This is a genomic window from Pseudomonas sp. Z4-7, from assembly GCF_051131965.1.
Lineage (GTDB): Bacteria > Pseudomonadota > Gammaproteobacteria > Pseudomonadales > Pseudomonadaceae > Aquipseudomonas.
The window spans coordinates 6,005,015-6,020,614 of the sequence record NZ_CP071642.1; the positions used below are offsets into that span (position 1 = coordinate 6,005,015).

Annotated in this window: 14 protein-coding genes; 8 read left to right on the forward strand and 6 right to left on the reverse strand. The window is 62.1% G+C overall.

The features are described 5' to 3' along the window. The first annotated feature begins 17 nt into the window (after window positions 1–17). The 7 genes from J3P91_RS27120 to J3P91_RS27150 all read left to right on the forward strand — a co-directional run bounded on the left by J3P91_RS27120 (window position 18) and on the right by J3P91_RS27150 (window position 9,079). A complete protein-coding gene (locus J3P91_RS27120) occupies window positions 18–473 on the forward strand; it encodes a type VI secretion system amidase effector protein Tae4 (protein ID WP_434602269.1) in 456 nt (151 codons plus the stop codon). Continuing rightward, complete coding sequence (locus tag J3P91_RS27125; RefSeq protein WP_434602270.1) at window positions 470–919, forward strand: hypothetical protein; 450 nt, start codon at window positions 470–472, stop codon at window positions 917–919. The genes J3P91_RS27120 and J3P91_RS27125 overlap by 4 nt, the downstream gene beginning before the upstream one ends. Continuing rightward, window positions 913–1,425 (forward strand): type VI secretion system baseplate subunit TssE, encoded by a 513-nt coding sequence (tssE, locus tag J3P91_RS27130; RefSeq protein WP_305497870.1) that lies wholly within the window; start codon window positions 913–915, stop codon window positions 1,423–1,425. The genes J3P91_RS27125 and tssE overlap by 7 nt, the downstream gene beginning before the upstream one ends. Next, on the forward strand, window positions 1,422–3,281 hold the full coding sequence (gene tssF / locus J3P91_RS27135) for a type VI secretion system baseplate subunit TssF (protein WP_305497869.1): 1,860 nt from the start codon (window positions 1,422–1,424) through the stop codon (window positions 3,279–3,281). Before tssE ends, tssF begins: the two co-directional genes overlap by 4 nt. Next, a complete protein-coding gene (tssG, locus tag J3P91_RS27140) occupies window positions 3,245–4,297 on the forward strand; it encodes a type VI secretion system baseplate subunit TssG (RefSeq protein ID WP_434602271.1) in 1,053 nt (350 codons plus the stop codon). The genes tssF and tssG overlap by 37 nt, the downstream gene beginning before the upstream one ends. Beyond that, window positions 4,290–6,980 carry a type VI secretion system ATPase TssH gene (tssH, locus tag J3P91_RS27145; RefSeq protein ID WP_434602272.1) on the forward strand — a complete coding sequence of 897 codons (2,691 nt, stop codon included), beginning with the start codon at window positions 4,290–4,292 and terminating at the stop codon, window positions 6,978–6,980. Before tssG ends, tssH begins: the two co-directional genes overlap by 8 nt. A gap of 158 nt (window positions 6,981–7,138) precedes the next feature. Beyond that, complete coding sequence (locus J3P91_RS27150) at window positions 7,139–9,079, forward strand: type VI secretion system tip protein VgrG (protein ID WP_434602273.1); 1,941 nt, start codon at window positions 7,139–7,141, stop codon at window positions 9,077–9,079. Between the two features lie 192 nt (window positions 9,080–9,271). Here J3P91_RS27150 and J3P91_RS27155 read toward each other — a convergent pair whose 3' ends face one another. From J3P91_RS27155 to J3P91_RS27180, 6 genes are all read right to left on the reverse strand, one after another. Continuing rightward, on the reverse strand, window positions 9,272–9,535 hold the full coding sequence (locus J3P91_RS27155; protein ID WP_434602274.1) for a hypothetical protein: 264 nt from the start codon (window positions 9,533–9,535) through the stop codon (window positions 9,272–9,274). 19 nt (window positions 9,536–9,554) lie between these two features. Beyond that, a complete protein-coding gene (locus J3P91_RS27160) occupies window positions 9,555–10,820 on the reverse strand; it encodes a PAAR domain-containing protein (RefSeq protein ID WP_434602275.1) in 1,266 nt (421 codons plus the stop codon). A 100-nt stretch (window positions 10,821–10,920) separates the two neighbouring features. Then, entirely contained in the window at window positions 10,921–11,343 is a 423-nt protein-coding gene (locus J3P91_RS27165) for a GTP pyrophosphokinase (RefSeq protein WP_434602276.1), read from the reverse strand. Further along, window positions 11,340–11,570, reverse strand: coding sequence for a hypothetical protein (locus J3P91_RS27170; protein WP_434602277.1), 231 nt, complete (start codon window positions 11,568–11,570; stop codon window positions 11,340–11,342). Before J3P91_RS27170 ends, J3P91_RS27165 begins: the two co-directional genes overlap by 4 nt. Next, entirely contained in the window at window positions 11,560–12,933 is a 1,374-nt protein-coding gene (locus J3P91_RS27175) for a PAAR domain-containing protein (RefSeq protein WP_434602278.1), read from the reverse strand. Before J3P91_RS27175 ends, J3P91_RS27170 begins: the two co-directional genes overlap by 11 nt. A gap of 54 nt (window positions 12,934–12,987) precedes the next feature. Next, a complete protein-coding gene (locus J3P91_RS27180; RefSeq protein ID WP_434570845.1) occupies window positions 12,988–13,422 on the reverse strand; it encodes a DUF1795 domain-containing protein in 435 nt (144 codons plus the stop codon). Between the two features lie 244 nt (window positions 13,423–13,666). On the opposite strand from J3P91_RS27180, the gene J3P91_RS27185 reads away from it, so the two are divergent. After that, window positions 13,667–15,598, forward strand: a complete 1,932-nt coding sequence (locus tag J3P91_RS27185) for a type VI secretion system tip protein VgrG (protein WP_434602279.1) — start codon at window positions 13,667–13,669, stop codon at window positions 15,596–15,598. Window positions 15,599–15,600 lie beyond the last annotated feature (2 nt).

The window sequence follows — 15,600 nt, forward strand, 5'->3', positions numbered from 1 at the left end:
CTTCCGGTGTCTGAGTCATGGCCAAGCCTGCGTTTATCAATTTGTGGAAAGCCTATTCCGATTTGCTGGTCACCCATCCCGACGCGAAACCTTGCGACGGCCCTTGGGCAAACCAGTGCGCGATTCGCATGAGCATCACGCTCAATACCGAACTGACCATCAAGGTCAACAAGTCCACCTACACCGAACCCAAATGTGCCCATGGGCATGCGCGTGGGGCCGAGTCATTGGCAAACTGGCTGTGGAGACATCATCTGGGCCGCCCGTTGATCCTTGGCGGAACTGCCGCGGACCGACGCAAGCTGCAAGACAAGACGGGCCTGATTTTTTTCAAGGATTGTTTCCAGCAAGTAGGGGAAGCCTCGGAAGGTCGTACCGGCGATCATATCGACCTCTGGAACCGTGGCCTGACCCTCGGTTATGACGATCCGGCCTATCGATCCCGAGCGATCTGGTTCTGGGAGCTCGTATGATCAAGGCCCATTGCGCGATATGGGTCGGCTGCCTGTTGACCAGCCTGACCGCCTGTGCCCAGCAGCAGTCGCCATCGGCGACTTCCTCCGTCCCGGTGGAACATGTCGTCTCGATGGGTGGGCAAACGCTGACGCTGGAGAATGACCGGGCGCGCTGCGTGCTACGCAAGCCCGACCAGACCCTGATGCCACTCGACTTGGCCTGGCCCTGCCAGTTCACGGTCGATCGACAAGGCAAACCCCATGTCGAAACCTTCGACAACGTGCCCATTGTCATCGTTGTCCATGTAGCGGCTGGTCCTCATAACAATCAGGAATGTCGCTCCGAGTATCGCGCCATACGCCAGATCAATGGACAGCTCGAACCCTCGATCATCGCTCGCAACGCCAGCTGCATGCGTGGCGCAGGTGACCAGAAGAATTACACGGGCCTTTTCACTTGGTAACCGAAATCGCCACCCGCGATCGCCTGCAACCGTCCCTGCTGGACCGGCTGACCGACGACGATCCGAGCAACCCGAAGGAAAGCGCCGACAAGCGCGTGCTGTCCCTTACCCAATTAAAAGCCTCGGTGCTGCGTGACCTGGCGTGGCTGCTCAACACCACGTCGTTGCTCGACGCCGATGCCACGCTGCACACCCCGGCGGGCACCTCGGTGGTGAATTTCGGGCTGCCGGCGCTGGCCGGCAACAGCGCCTCGAACATCGATGTGCCCGCGCTGGAAACCCTGATCCACCAGGCCATCGCCACGTTCGAGCCGCGTATCTTGCGCCACACCCTGCGCGTGCGCGCCCGGGCAACCGCCGAGATGAACCATAACGCCCTGAGCTTCGAGATCGAAGGCGATCTCTGGGCGCAGCCGGTGCCGCTGCGCCTGATGCTGCAAACCGACCTGGATCTGGAGACCGGCCACGTGCGCGTAGTCAACGCCGACCAGCGGAGACGCCCATGAACCCGCGCCTGCTGGAGCTGTACAACCAGGAGCTGCACCACGTGCGCGAAAGCGCGGCGGAGTTCGCCCAGGAATACCCGAAGATTGCTAGCCGGTTGTCGCTGGCCGGCATGGACTGCGCCGACCCGTACGTCGAGCGCCTGCTGGAAGGCTTCGCTTATCTGACCGCAAGGGTGCAGCTCAAGCTCGACGCCGAATACCCGACGTTCACCCACAACCTGTTGGAAATCGCCTATCCGCATTACCTGGCACCGACGCCGTCGATGACCGTGGTGCAGATGCAGGCCGACCCGGACGAAGGTTCACTGAGCAGCGGTTTCCCGCTGCCCCGTGACACCGTCCTGCGTGCTGCCCTGGGTCGCGAATCCCAGACCTGCTGCGAGTACCGTACCGCCCACGCGGTGACGTTGTGGCCGTTGCAGGTCAGCCAGGCCGAGTACTTCGGCAACCCGTCAGCGGTACTCGGGCGCCTGGCCGCCAGCGAACCGAAAGCCAAGGCCGGCCTGCGCCTGACCCTGCGCACCGGCGCCGAACTGCCGTTCAACAGCCTGGCCCTGGACAATCTGCCGCTGTACTTGAGCGGCGCCGACGAACAGCCCTTCCGCCTCTACGAACAACTGCTGGGCAATGCCTGCGCGGTGTTCGCCCGCCAGCCCGGCGGCAACTGGGTCGAACGGTTGCCGCAGGATGCGTTGCGCGCGCAAGGCTTCGATGACGCCGAGGCCGCGCTGCCGGTAGTGTCGCGGGCGTTCCAGGGTTATCGCCTGTTGCAGGAATATTTCGCCCTGCCGCACCGCTTCCTGTTCGTCGATTTCACCCAGCTCGGTCGCGCCGTCAAGCGCTGCGATGGCCAGGAGCTTGAGCTGATCGTGCTGTTCGACCGCCACGATCCGAGCCTGGAAGGCAGCGTCGGCGCTGCGCAGTTCCTGCCGTTCTGCACGCCAGCGATCAATCTGTTTCCCAAGCGCCTGGACCGCATTCACTTGTCGGACCGGGTCAACGAACATCATGTGATTGCCGACCGCACCCGGCCAATGGATTTCGAAGTGCATTCGCTGACCGGGCTGGCCGGCCACGGCACCGGCCCGGAGCAGCCGTTCCTGCCCTTCTACGCCGTGCGCGATCCGTCCCGCTATGGCCGCGACAAGGCCTATTACACGGTGCGCCGCGAACCGCGCGTGCTGTCCAGCGATCAGCGCCGCAACGGCCCGCGCTCGACCTATATCGGCAGCGAGACCTTCGTCAGCCTGGTGGACAGCCAGCAAACGCCCTATCGCCATGACCTGCGTCAATTGGGCGTGACCGCGCTGTGCACCAACCGCGACCTGCCGCTGTTCATGAGCGTGGGCAACGGCAAGACCGACTTCACCCTGGCCGACAGCGCGCCGGTTGGCGCGGTGCGCTGCGTCGCCGGGCCGAGTCGCCCGAGGGCCAGCCATGCCCACGACGCCAAGGCCTGGCGGCTGATCAGCCAGCTGTCGCTGAACTACCTGTCCTTGAGCGAACAAGGCCAGGGCGCGGCCGCCCTGCGCGAACTGCTGCGCCTGTATGGCGACAGCAACGATGCGGCGCTGCAATTGCAGATCGAAGGCCTGCGCGAAGTCAGCAGCAAGGCCTGCACCCGGCGCCTGCCGATGCCCGGCCCGATCGTGTTTGGTCGCGGCCTGGAGATCACCCTGGAATTCGATGAAAACGCGTTTCGCGGCACCGGGGTGTTCCTGCTCGGCGCGGTGTTCGAACGCTTCCTGGCACGCTACGTGTCGATCAACAGTTTTACCGAGACGGTGATCCGTACCACCGAACGCGGCGAGATCATGCGATGGAAAGCCAAGCCCGGACGTCGTCCGACCCTGTGAGTACCCTGGAAGCGATGCACCAGGAACCCTGGGAATACGACTTCTTCCAGGCGTTGCGGCGCATCGAATGCGAATCCCCCGAACTGCCGCGCCTGGGCCATTCCCTGCGCCTGGCCGATGATCCGCTGCGTCTCGGGCAACAGGCCGAGTGCACCTTCGCCCCGGCGACCCTGGCCTCGGTGCAACCGGGCGTCGACGGTGCGCCGGCGCGCCTGGAGCAGTTCTTCTTCGGCCTCGGCGGCCCCAACGGCCCAATGCCGTTGCACATCACCGAATACGTGCGCGAACGCCAACGCAACAATGGCGACAGCACCAGCAAACGCTTTCTCGACGTCTTCCATCATCGCCTGCTCAGCCTGTTCTACCGGGCCTGGGCCGAAGCACGGCCGACGGTCAGCCACGATCGCCCGGACGATGATTACTGGTCGGCGCGCCTGGCGGCACTCAGCGGCCGGGGCATGCCGAGCCTGCTCAACCAGGGGCTGATTCCCGATACGGCGAAGCTGCACTACAGCGGTCACCTGTCGGCGCAAACCCGCTACCCGGACGGTTTGAAAGCGATCCTCAGCGAGTACTTCGGCCTGCCGGTGGAAATAGAAGAATACGTCGGCCAATGGCTGGAACTGCCGGAGCGCAGCCGCGTTGGTGTCAGCGCCCATCAACTGGGCGTGGACTTCTGCCTGGGCCGCTACGTTTGGGATCGCCAGCACAAATTCCGCATTCGCCTGGGGCCGCTCAAGCTCGTCGACTACATGGGCATGCTGCCCGGCAGCCAACCGTTCAATGAGCTGGTGGCCTGGGTCGCCGAATACCTGGGGCATGAACTGGACTGGGACCTGAACCTGGTCCTGGAGCAGCCCGAAGTGCCCGCACTACAACTCAATGGTCGTTTCCGCCTGGGTTTCAACACCTGGCTGGGACGTCCTGAAAAAGATGCCAACGATCTAATACTGGCCCGGCATTACGCCGAACAGGCCAACACCTCACAGACCTCAAGGAGCCATGAGCATGGGTGAAATCAGTCGCGCCGCGTTGTTCGGCAAACTCAACAGCGTGGCCTACAAAGCCATCGAAGCCGCAACCGTGTTCTGCAAGTTGCGCGGTAACCCTTATGTGGAACTGGCCCACTGGTTTCATCAGTTGCTGCAACTGCAGGACTCGGACCTGCACCGCATCATCCGCCAGTTCAACATCGAGCCGGCACGCCTGGCCCGCGACCTGACCGAGGCGCTGGATCGCCTGCCACGGGGATCGACCTCCATCACCGACCTGTCTTCCCACGTGGAAGAAGCCGTGGAACGCGGCTGGGTCTACGGCAGCCTGATGTTCGGCGAAAGCCAGGTGCGCACCGGTTACCTGGTGCTGGGCATCCTCAAGACGCCGAGCCTGCGTCATGCGCTGCTGGGCCTGTCGTCGGAATTCGACAAGGTCAAGGTCGAAGCCCTGAGCGAACGGTTTGACGAATACGTCGGCGACTCGCCGGAAAACGCCCTGACCGCCAGCGACGGCTTCAACGCCGGCGCCGTACCTGGGGAGGCCAGCGGCGCGATGGCCCCCAGCGCCATGGGCAAGCAGGAAGCGCTCAAGCGCTTCACCGTCGACCTCACTGAACAGGCTCGCAGCGGCAAGCTCGACCCGATCGTCGGCCGAGACGAAGAGATCCGCCAACTGGTGGACATCCTCATGCGCCGCCGGCAGAACAACCCGATCCTCACCGGTGAAGCCGGCGTCGGCAAGACCGCGGTGGTCGAGGGCTTTGCCCTGCGCATCGTCGCCGGGGACGTGCCGCCTTCGCTCAAGGACGTGGAGCTGCGCAGCCTCGACGTTGGCCTGTTGCAGGCCGGCGCGAGCATGAAAGGTGAATTCGAGCAGCGCCTGCGTCAGGTCATCGAAGACGTCCAGGCCTCGCCGAAACCGATCATCCTGTTCATCGACGAAGCCCACACCCTGGTGGGTGCAGGTGGCGCCGCCGGTACCGGCGACGCGGCCAACCTGCTGAAGCCGGCCCTGGCGCGCGGCACCTTGCGCACCGTCGCTGCCACTACCTGGGCCGAATACAAGAAGCACATCGAAAAGGACCCGGCGCTGACCCGGCGTTTCCAGGTGGTGCAAGTCGCCGAGCCGTCGGAAGACAAGGCCCTGCTGATGATGCGCGGCGTGGCCTCGACCATGGAAAAACACCATCAGGTGCAAATCCTCGACGAGGCCCTGGAGGCCTCGGTCAAGCTGTCTCACCGCTACATTCCCGCGCGCCAGTTGCCGGACAAGTCCGTGAGCCTGCTGGACACCGCTTGCGCCCGCGTCGCCATCAGCCTGCACGCCGTACCGGCCGAAGTGGACGACAGCCGCCGGCGCATCGAAGCGCTGGAAACCGAGCTGCAGATCATCGCCCGTGAACATGCGATCGGCATCGCCATCGGCACCCGCCAGACCCAGACCGAAAGCCTGCTCGCCGCCGAGCGCGAACGCCTGGCCGAGCTGGAAAGCCGTTGGGCCGAAGAGAAAACCCTGGTCGACGAATTGCTGGAAACTCGCGCTACCCTGCGCGAGCGCGTCGGCCTGGTGGACAGCGAGAACGGCAGCGAAGCTTCCGACAACGACAGCCATGCCCTGCGCGAGAAACTGGTGGACCTGCAACAGCGCCTGACCGCCCTGCAAGGCGAGACCCCGCTGATCCTGCCGACCGTGGATTACCAGGCCGTGGCCTCGGTGGTCGCCGACTGGACCGGTATCCCGGTGGGCCGCATGGCCCGCAACGAGCTGGAAACCGTGCTCAACCTCGACCAGCACCTGAAAAAACGCATCATCGGCCAGGACCATGCCCTGCAGATGATCGCCAAGCGCATCCAGACCTCGCGCGCCGGCCTCGACAACCCGAGCAAGCCGATCGGCGTGTTCATGCTCGCCGGCACCTCCGGCGTGGGCAAGACCGAAACCGCCCTGGCCCTGGCTGAAGCCATGTACGGCGGCGAACAGAACGTCATCACCATCAACATGAGCGAGTTCCAGGAAGCCCATACCGTGTCCACCCTCAAGGGTGCGCCACCGGGTTACATCGGGTACGGCGAAGGCGGTGTGCTGACCGAAGCCGTGCGGCGCAAACCGTACAGCGTGGTCCTGTTGGACGAGGTGGAAAAAGCTCACCCGGACGTGCACGAGATTTTCTTCCAGGTGTTCGACAAAGGCGTGATGGAGGACGGCGAAGGCCGGGTGATCGACTTCAAGAACACCTTGATTCTGCTGACCACCAACGCCGGCACCGAGCTGATCGCCCAGGTCTGCAAGGACCCGCAGAACGTGCCCGAGCCGGAAGAAATCGCCAAGGCCCTGCGCCAGCCGCTGCTGGAAATCTTCCCGCCGGCGCTGCTCGGCCGCCTGGTGACGATCCCCTACTATCCGCTCAGCGATGAGATGCTCAAGGCCATCACCCGCCTGCAACTCAACCGCATCAAGAAGCGCGTGGAGAGCACCCACAAAGTCGCCTTCGACTACGACGATGCGGTGATTGACTTGATCGTCTCGCGTTGCACCGAAACCGAAAGCGGCGGGCGCATGATCGACACCATCCTGACCAACAGCCTGCTGCCGGACATGAGCCGCGAGTTCCTGACTCGCATGCTCGAAGGCAAGGCCATGGCCAGCGTGCGGATCAGCGCCGTGGATAACGAACTGAAGTACGATTTCAGCGACGCGGCCTGACTTCAGGTAACACCGCACAACCCTGTGGGAGCGAGCTTGCTCGCGATAGCGCAATCACATTCAACATCCATGTTGACTGACATACCGCTATCGCGAGCAAGCTCGCTCCCACAGTTGGTTGTGTTACTCCAGCTCCTACAACTAGCACGAGACCCCCGATGTTATTCAACCAAGCCTCACGCCTGGCGAAAATCACCAGCCCCCTCGGGCCCGAGGTGCTGCTGCTCAAGGACATGGGCGGCGGCGAAGAGCTGGGGCGGTTGTTCAACTATGAGTTGCAGCTGCACTCGCTGGACAATGCCATCGACCTCAACCAGGTGCTGGGCAAACCCATGTGCGTGAGCGTTCAGCTGGATGGCGGTGGCGAGCGGCACTTCCACGGCATCGTCGCGCGCTTCAGCCAGAACATCGACCAGGGCCAGTTCGCCAGTTACCAGGCCACGCTAAGGCCCTGGCTGTGGCTGCTGACCCGCACCTCCGACTGCCGGATTTTCCAGAACCTGACGGTTCCGCAGATCATCAAGCAGGTGTTCCGCGACCTGGGTTTCTCCGACTTCGAAGACGCCCTCAGCCGGCCGTACCGCGAGTGGGAGTACTGCGTCCAGTACCGTGAGACCAGCTTCGATTTCGTCAGCCGGCTGATGGAACAGGAAGGCATCTACTATTTCTTCCGTCATGAACAGGGTCGCCATGTGCTGGTGCTGGCCGACGCCTACGGCGCCCATACCAAAGCGCCCGGCTACGGCTCGGTGCCGTATTACCCGAAGAACGAGCAGCAGCGTGAACGCGATCATATCCATGATTGGCACTTGGCTCAGGAAGTCCAACCGGGGTCGCTTGAGCTCAACGATTACGACTTCCAGCGCCCAAGTGCACACATTGACGTGCGCGCAGCCATGCCGCGCCCGCACACTGCTGGCGACTATCCGCTGTATGACTACCCCGGCACCTACGTGCAAAGCGAAGACGGCGAGCACTACGCCCGCACCCGCATCGAAGCCTTGCAGACCCTGCACGAGCAGGTCGAGCTGGCCGGCAACGCCCGAGGCCTGGGCTCGGGGCACCTGTTCAGCCTGACCGGCTTCAGCCGCCAGGACCAGAACCGCGAATACCTGATCGTCGGCGCGCGTTATTACGTTTCCCAGGAAAGTGGCGAGAGCGGCGTCGGCGCGCCTTCGGCACAGTTCGAAAGCAGCCTGACCTGCATCGACGCCCAGCAAAGCTTCCGTCCGATGGCGATCACCCACCGCCCCATCGTCAAGGGACCGCAGACAGCTTTGGTGGTCGGGCCCAAGGGCGAGGAAATCTGGACCGACCAGTTCGGCCGGGTGAAGGTGCATTTTTATTGGGATCGCCACGATCAATCCAACGAAAACAGCTCGTGCTGGATTCGTGTGTCGCAGGCTTGGGCCGGCAAAAATTGGGGATCGGTGCAGATCCCGCGTATCGGCCAGGAAGTCATCGTCAGTTTTCTTGAAGGGGATCCTGACAGGCCCATCGTCACCGGTCGTGTGTACAACGCCGAACAGACCGTCCCCTATGCGTTGCCCGCCAATGCCACCCAGAGCGGTACCAAGAGTCGTTCGAGCAAGGGCGGCACGCCGGCGAATTTCAACGAAATCCGCATGGAAGATAAAAAGGGCGCCGAGCAACTTTACATCCACGCCGAGCGCAACCAGGACATCGCCGTGGAAGTGGATGAAAGCCACTGGGTGGGTCGCGATCGTCGCAAGAATATCGACCGCAACGAAACCGTACGCATTGGCGAAGACCGGCTGCGGGCCGTACAGCGCAACGACACGTTGCTCATCGGCGGGGCCAAGAGCGACAGCATCGCGACCCAATACCTCATCGAGGCGGGTTCGCAGATTCGGCTGGTGTGTGGCAAAAGCGTGCTGGAGTTCAACGCCAGTGGCGAGATCAATATCTCCGGCACCGCGTTCAACCTCTACGCCAGTGGCAATGGCAACATCGACACCGGCGGCCGCCTTGACCTCAACTCCGGTGGCGCCAGCGCCGTGGACCCCAAGGGCAAAGGCATCAAGGGCGTGATCGAGGCGGCGGTGAAAGCTTTGTTTCCGGCGAAGGCCAAGCAGTGAGGTTCACCGCAGAACAACCCCAGCCTGACTCACTCAAGAAAAACGCTGATCCCGTGGCGAGGGAGCTTGCTCCCGCTTGAGTGCGAAGCGCTCACAAAAGGGGCTGCTACGCAGCCCAGCGGGAGCAAGCTCCCTCGCCACGGGGTATCTACGGACCTAGTGAAAACTGCGACCCACCGGCCCTTTCGGCGGTCAAATGGCTGTGCCGCGCTTCGTTCCCGGTTGAATGATCAACAGCTCGTCCAACTCACGTTTTCTACAACGCGACACAAAAGGAAGCGCGGCTTTCGGGTCACGCTTGAACAGCTCAAAGGTCGCCTGATTAATTTCGTAATATTCCTCGTAGTCAGCCATGCCATTGCTGACCGGGATGGAGACATAAAACCGACCCGAATCCTGTTCTATGCCCACGGAAAACATGTGTTCGCGACTGACTAGGACATCTTGAAACTTCATGGTTTGACTACCTCTACGGTCATAATGCCGTCCAACTGAAATCTTTGGGTGAGATGCCCCCGGCGTCGATGACCGCCTCGCTGGCACCGGTCGGCAGCTTGCCGCCTGGAATCCAGAATTCGTTAGCGCCGGCCTCATTGCCCGACGGAATCCGCAGGTTCATGTCTTTAGGTGCAGGAATATCGACCCGGACAAGGCTACTACTTTCCAAGGTATTTTCCGGAAGCCCAAGCGCCTTCTCCAATGCCCTCTTATCGCCCTTGGCATTGGCAACCAATTGATCGGCTTCAGCTTTGGGCATGAGGAACGTCGTGCCGTCGCGCTGGGCGATGCCGTACTTGTCCAGGTTGTTCTTCGTGGTGAAGCGCGAGGCACCGTTCTCGAACTGGGCCAGATGTTCTTTCACATACTGCGGTGACAAATACTTGTGGGCTTCGGGTCGAGACCCCTTCGGCATGGCCAGGATATCGGCCTCGGTCACGCCAGGCTTGTACTTGGGCGGCGGCAGTTCGACAGGCTTGGCCGCCTTCGCCATTTTCGGGCTCAGCCCCAGCATCGCCATTCCGGCGACGCCTTGCAGCAGGTCACGATAGCCTGGCCCCAGACGGTCGCCTAAATCGCCGAGAAGCTCCATGCTCCCCACGATCAGGCCACCCACCACGACGAATTCGACGAGAACGGCGATACCCGCCATTGCGGCCATCACCAATGCGGCGCCCGCAGCCAGCAACCCCAACACTTCCAGCCCGGAATGCATCCAGCCTTCGAGGTCGAGCACAAACGCCACCGACACCGTCGGTCCGCCAATGAAGGTGTTCGGGCTGCCGCTCTTGATATGAGCGCCGCAGACCATCTTGCTGTGCAGGCGCGCGGCTGGTTTGCCGTTGATGAAGACCGTGGCGCTGCCTTCGGCGATCAGCACCGGAAAGGGCCAGATCGGATGGTTAATCGGCAGGCCGGTGCAGGAGGAGGCGATGTCTTCGCCCGCCCGCATGGCATTGCGGTCGTTGATATAGACGTTGAAGCTGCCCATGATCAACGCCCCAGTCGTGGGCTCGGGCAGGTTGAATATGGTGGACAGGCCCTTGACGATCTGGAACATCGACAAGCCGCCAGCCGCGATCGAGCCGGCCATGATCGCCAGCGCCACACCGCCCGTGGCGACCGTCGCGGCGACCACCGCAGCGCCGATCAAGGCGCCGGCCACGGCTCCGGCGACCATAGCGGCCAACCCGAACCCGTGGGCTATTTCGTCACCCAGACGGGCTGCTGCCTGTGCATCCATTGCGAAAATTTACCTTACTGGTGTGTATGACTGCACAGGGGACGTATCGATATCAGAGATCGCCGGTGTTGCCCTCAACGATCGGATGGCGGCGGATGATTCATTGCTCTTGCAGATAACGCAATGCCCGATGATATTTCGCGGCGCGTTCCAGGTCCTTGTCGCGCACGACGGGCAGCCGGGTGAGGTCAAGATTGTCGTGGATGTCCGCTATCTTCACTTGGGTCGCCAGTGGATTGGGACGAATCCGCGCAATGAACTGTTCATAGGACTCGCCCTGACGCTTGGTCAGGCAGTCGATAGCCGTCACCACGGCCTCGGGAATGCCAAGCTCGCGCAGCTCATCCAGCGTGACATCGCCGTCTTCGACCACATCATGCAACAGGCTGACCAGTTGCTCTTCAAGCCCGTCGAACTTCATCATCAGGCGCAACGGGTGGAGAATGTAGGGCTTGCCGGCCTTATCCACCTGGCCCGCGTGGACCTTTGAAGCCAAGGCGATTGCAGCGTCCAGAATGCTCATTGGCGATCAAAGCCCTTCTCGTATTGTTCTTTGGAAATCTCGCGACCATACAAGACGGCGTCGTTGTACAGCCGGTTGTCCGAGGGAACCGGTTGTTCACTTTCGGCAGCACCGTAAAATTTCCTGAATACGGTCCCGGTGCGATGATCCCAACGGAAGGTGACCTCTTCGTAGTCGTAGTCCAGGAACACATCCCGACTGGCGAAGGCACTCAAATCAATTCCCACCGTTCCCCCTGACTGCGTCGTAATAGGCCTTGCTCTTGTCCGCGATAGCTTGCGCCTGCGCACTGGCCTTGTCCAAGACCCGGAAGTCTTCGTAATACTTGTGGCCCAGCCCGCCAGGGACCTGGGTTTTTGCGGCGACGGCATTATAGGTGTCGTCCCCCAGCAACACCCGAGCCAGCGGCTCTGGCTCCTTGGCGTAGATCATTTCCGGTGAGTTGACCTGGATTTCTCCCGGTATTCCAGCGCGGGTCTGCATCGTGGAATTGACGCCGCTATAGCCCATTTCGTTAGCGGCACCGTCAATCACTTTCACATTCGCGCCGCGCTTGCCGAGCTCTGCCGCAACGGAACTGATCTGGTCGGATTCGACAATGATCGTATTCCTCGCCAAGTCCTTGATCCGGGTCGCATCCCCACCATAATCGTTGTCGATTTTCTCTCGGGCACGCGCCTCGGACTTGATCGGCGCCTTGGCGACCTTGCCCCCATACTGGGCGGCGATTTCATCGGCGACGGTATCGATTTCCGCCTTCGCGGCCGGGGCTTTTGCGTAGACCTCTTCGAAGGTCTTGGGAGCCTTGGAGGTGGTGGCGGGCTTGCCCAGCTTCGCCAACTTCGGCCCCATGCCCAGCAAGGCCATGCCGGCCACGCCTTGCAATAGATCCCGGTAACCCGGACCAAGGCGGTCGCCCAAGTCCCCCAGCAGGGCCATGCCTGCCATCGCGGCACCGCCAATGGCGACGGCGGCAGCAAGGGCAGCAGCGCCGGCCATTGCCGCCAATACCAGCGCAGCACCCGCAGCCACGATGCCCAGCGCTTCCAGGCCGGTATGCAACCAGCCTTCGAGGTCCAGCACAAACGCCACCGACACCGTCGGCCCACCGATGAAGGTGTTCGGGCTGCCCGTCTTGATATGGGCGCCGCAGACCATTTTGCTGTGCAGGCGCGCCGCCGGTTTACCGTTGATGAACACCGTGGCGCTGCCTTCGGCGATCAGCACCGGAAAAGGCCAGATCGGATGATTCATTGGCAGCCCGGTGCAGGAAGAGGCGATGTCTTCGCCCGCCCGCATGGCATTGCGGTCGTTGATATAGACGTTGAAGCTGCCCATGATCAACGCCCCCGTCGTCGGTTCGGGCAGGTTGAATATGGTGGACAGGCCCTTGACGATCTGGAACATCGACAAGCCGCCAGCCGCGATCGAGCCGGCCATGATCGCCAGCGCCACACCGCCCGTGGCAACCGTTGCGGCGACGACCGCAGCGCCGATCAAGGCCCCGGCCACGGCTCCGGCGACCATCGCGGCCAACCCGAACCCGTGGGCTATTTCGTCACCCAGACGTGCCGCGGCCTGTGCATCCATCGCAGGAATCTACCTCACTGTTTGGTCTGACTGCGCAGTGGCACGTATCGAATCTCAGGCAATCGGAGGCTGTGGCTTGAGCGAATGCATCGCCAGCTTCCAGGCCGGCTCGTGATAGGCGAAGTCGTTGGGTGTGGTGGTCAAGGTGGTGATCAGCACGGACGGCTTACGCTCGATGAACACCTGGCGCAGCATCAGGTCGCGTCCTTCGCGCTGCCAGGTGTAATCCAGCAAGGTGGTGGTGTGTCCATGCAGCACCGTGTCCCAGCGCTGAACCAGCTTGAAGCCCGGCAATTGCTGCTCCGCGCTTTTGAGTTGGCGGTCCACGTACTCGGCAAAGGGAGCGTCACCCTGGGTGGCATCGCGGCTGATGACGAAACTGGCCTCTTTGGCGGGCCCCACTGCCGGCAGCTTGAAAATGTTGATGCTCTGGTCCTGCCAGGTATCGGGGATTTCGAGATCGGCTTCTTGAATGCGGTATGAGGTCACGGTAATCGCTTTCCATGGACATGAGTGACGCGTGGAGGAGCAGATATTCGGGTAATGCCTGGCAACAATCAAGAACCGGGTTCCTCTCCTCCAGGTAACCCTCTACATTATGCGATCAGCGTCACCACTCTGATGATTCACGCCTCTGCAGAAGCCGTCGAAGGGCATATCCTGTTGATTTTTTGAATCAGACGATTGCAGTCTTCGCCAGCATAAGGGACTGCGGCAGCGATAAGGACAACCGATGTTATTCAACCAAGCCTCCCGCCTGGCGAAAATCACCAGCCCCCTCGGGCCCGAGGTGCTGCTGCTCAAGGACATGGGCGGCGGCGAAGAGCTGGGGCGGTTGTTCAACTATGAGTTGCAGCTGCACTCGCTGGACAACGCCATCGACCTCAACCAGGTGCTTGGCAAACCCATGTGCGTGAGCGTTCAGCTGGATGGCGGTGGCGAGCGGCACTTCCACGGCATCGTCGCGCGCTTCAGCCAGAACATCGACCAGGGCCAGTTTGCCAGCTACCAGGCCACGCTAAGGCCCTGGCTGTGGCTGCTGACGCGCACCTCCGATTGCCGGATTTTCCAGAACCTGACGGTTCCGCAGATCATCAAGCAGGTGTTCCGCGACCTGGGTTTCTCCGACTTCGAAGACGCCCTCAGCCGGCCGTACCGCGAGTGGGAATATTGCGTCCAGTACCGTGAGACCAGCTTCGATTTCGTCAGCCGGCTGATGGAACAGGAAGGCATCTACTACTTCTTCCGCCATGAACAGGGTCGCCACGTGCTGGTGCTGGCCGACGCCTACGGCGCCCATGCTCAAGCGCCCGGCTACGGCTCGGTGCCGTACTACCCGAAGAACGAGCAGCAGCGCGAACGGGATCATATCCACGATTGGCATCTGGCCCAGGAAGTCCAGCCGGGTTCGCTGGAGCTCAACGACTACGACTTCCAGCGTCCCAGCGCGCGCATCGATGTACGTTCGGCCATGCCGCGCCCGCACGCCGCTGGCGACTATCCGCTCTATGACTACCCCGGCACCTACGTGCAAAGCGAAGACGGCGAGCACTACGCCCGCACCCGCATCGAAGCCTTGCAGACCCTGCACGAGCAGGTCGAGCTGGCCGGCAACGCCCGAGGCCTGGGCTCGGGGCACCTGTTCAGCCTGACCGGCTTCAGCCGCCAGGACCAGAACCGCGAATACCTGATCGTCGGCGCGCGTTATTACGTTTCCCAGGAAAGTGGCGAGAGCGGCGTCGGCGCGCCTTCGGCACAGTTCGAAAGCAGCCTGACCTGCATCGACGCCCAGCAAAGCTTCCGTCCGATGGCGATCACCCACCGCCCCATCGTCAAGGGACCGCAGACAGCTTTGGTGGTCGGGCCCAAGGGCGAGGAAATCTGGACCGACCAGTTCGGCCGGGTGAAGGTGCATTTCTATTGGGACCGCCACGATCAATCCAACGAAAACAGCTCGTGCTGGATCCGGGTGTCGCAAAGCTGGGCCGGGAAAAACTGGGGCTCGATGCAGATTCCACGTATTGGGCAGGAAGTCATCGTCAGCTTCCTCGAAGGCGATCCGGACCGACCGATCATCACCGGCCGTGTCTACAACGCCGAGCAGACCGTGCCTTACGACCTACCTGAGAATGCCACCCAGAGCGGCATGAAAAGCCGTTCGAGCAAGGGTGGCACGCCGGCAAATTTTAATGAAATCCGCATGGAAGACAAGAAAGGCGCCGAGCAGCTTTACATCCATGCCGAGCGCAACCAGGACATCGTGGTCGAGGTGGATGAGAGCCATTCGGTCGGCCACGACCGCACCAAGAGCATCGGCCACGACGAAACGGTGATCATCGGCAACAACCGCCTGCGCATCGTCAAGCAGGAGGACATCCTGTCGGTGGGTCAGCGCAAGACCGACAGCATCAGCCAGAGCTACGTCATTGAAGTGGGCGAAAACCTGCGCCTGGTATGCGGCGAGAGCATCCTGGAGCTCAACGCCAGCGGCCAGATCAACCTGACCGGCGTGCAGATCAGCTTCTACGCCAGCGGCGATGCCGAGTTCAACACCGGCGGTGTGCTGCACCTGAACAACGGCGGCGGCCCCGGCGCCACGCCGGACGGCCAGGGCGTCAAGGCCAGCATCGATGCCAACGTCGCTGCCGCCTTTCCCAAAGGCTAACC

What these genes read in the sequence shown, in the direction of transcription:
- tssG (WP_434602271.1), top strand. Translation starts at nt 3,245, where the DNA reads ATGGAAAGCCAAGCCCGGACGTCGTCCGACCCTGTGAGTACCCTGGAA.
- J3P91_RS27155 (WP_434602274.1), bottom strand. Translation starts at nt 9,535, where the DNA reads ATGAAGTTTCAAGATGTCCTAGTCAGTCGCGAACACATGTTTTCCGTG.
- J3P91_RS27120 (WP_434602269.1), top strand. Translation starts at nt 18, where the DNA reads ATGGCCAAGCCTGCGTTTATCAATTTGTGGAAAGCCTATTCCGATTTG.
- J3P91_RS27185 (WP_434602279.1), top strand. Translation starts at nt 13,667, where the DNA reads ATGTTATTCAACCAAGCCTCCCGCCTGGCGAAAATCACCAGCCCCCTC.
- tssF (WP_305497869.1), top strand. Translation starts at nt 1,422, where the DNA reads ATGAACCCGCGCCTGCTGGAGCTGTACAACCAGGAGCTGCACCACGTG.
- J3P91_RS27165 (WP_434602276.1), bottom strand. Translation starts at nt 11,343, where the DNA reads ATGAGCATTCTGGACGCTGCAATCGCCTTGGCTTCAAAGGTCCACGCG.
- J3P91_RS27175 (WP_434602278.1), bottom strand. Translation starts at nt 12,933, where the DNA reads ATGGATGCACAGGCCGCGGCACGTCTGGGTGACGAAATAGCCCACGGG.
- J3P91_RS27125 (WP_434602270.1), top strand. Translation starts at nt 470, where the DNA reads ATGATCAAGGCCCATTGCGCGATATGGGTCGGCTGCCTGTTGACCAGC.
- tssH (WP_434602272.1), top strand. Translation starts at nt 4,290, where the DNA reads ATGGGTGAAATCAGTCGCGCCGCGTTGTTCGGCAAACTCAACAGCGTG.
- J3P91_RS27150 (WP_434602273.1), top strand. Translation starts at nt 7,139, where the DNA reads ATGTTATTCAACCAAGCCTCACGCCTGGCGAAAATCACCAGCCCCCTC.
- J3P91_RS27160 (WP_434602275.1), bottom strand. Translation starts at nt 10,820, where the DNA reads ATGGATGCACAGGCAGCAGCCCGTCTGGGTGACGAAATAGCCCACGGG.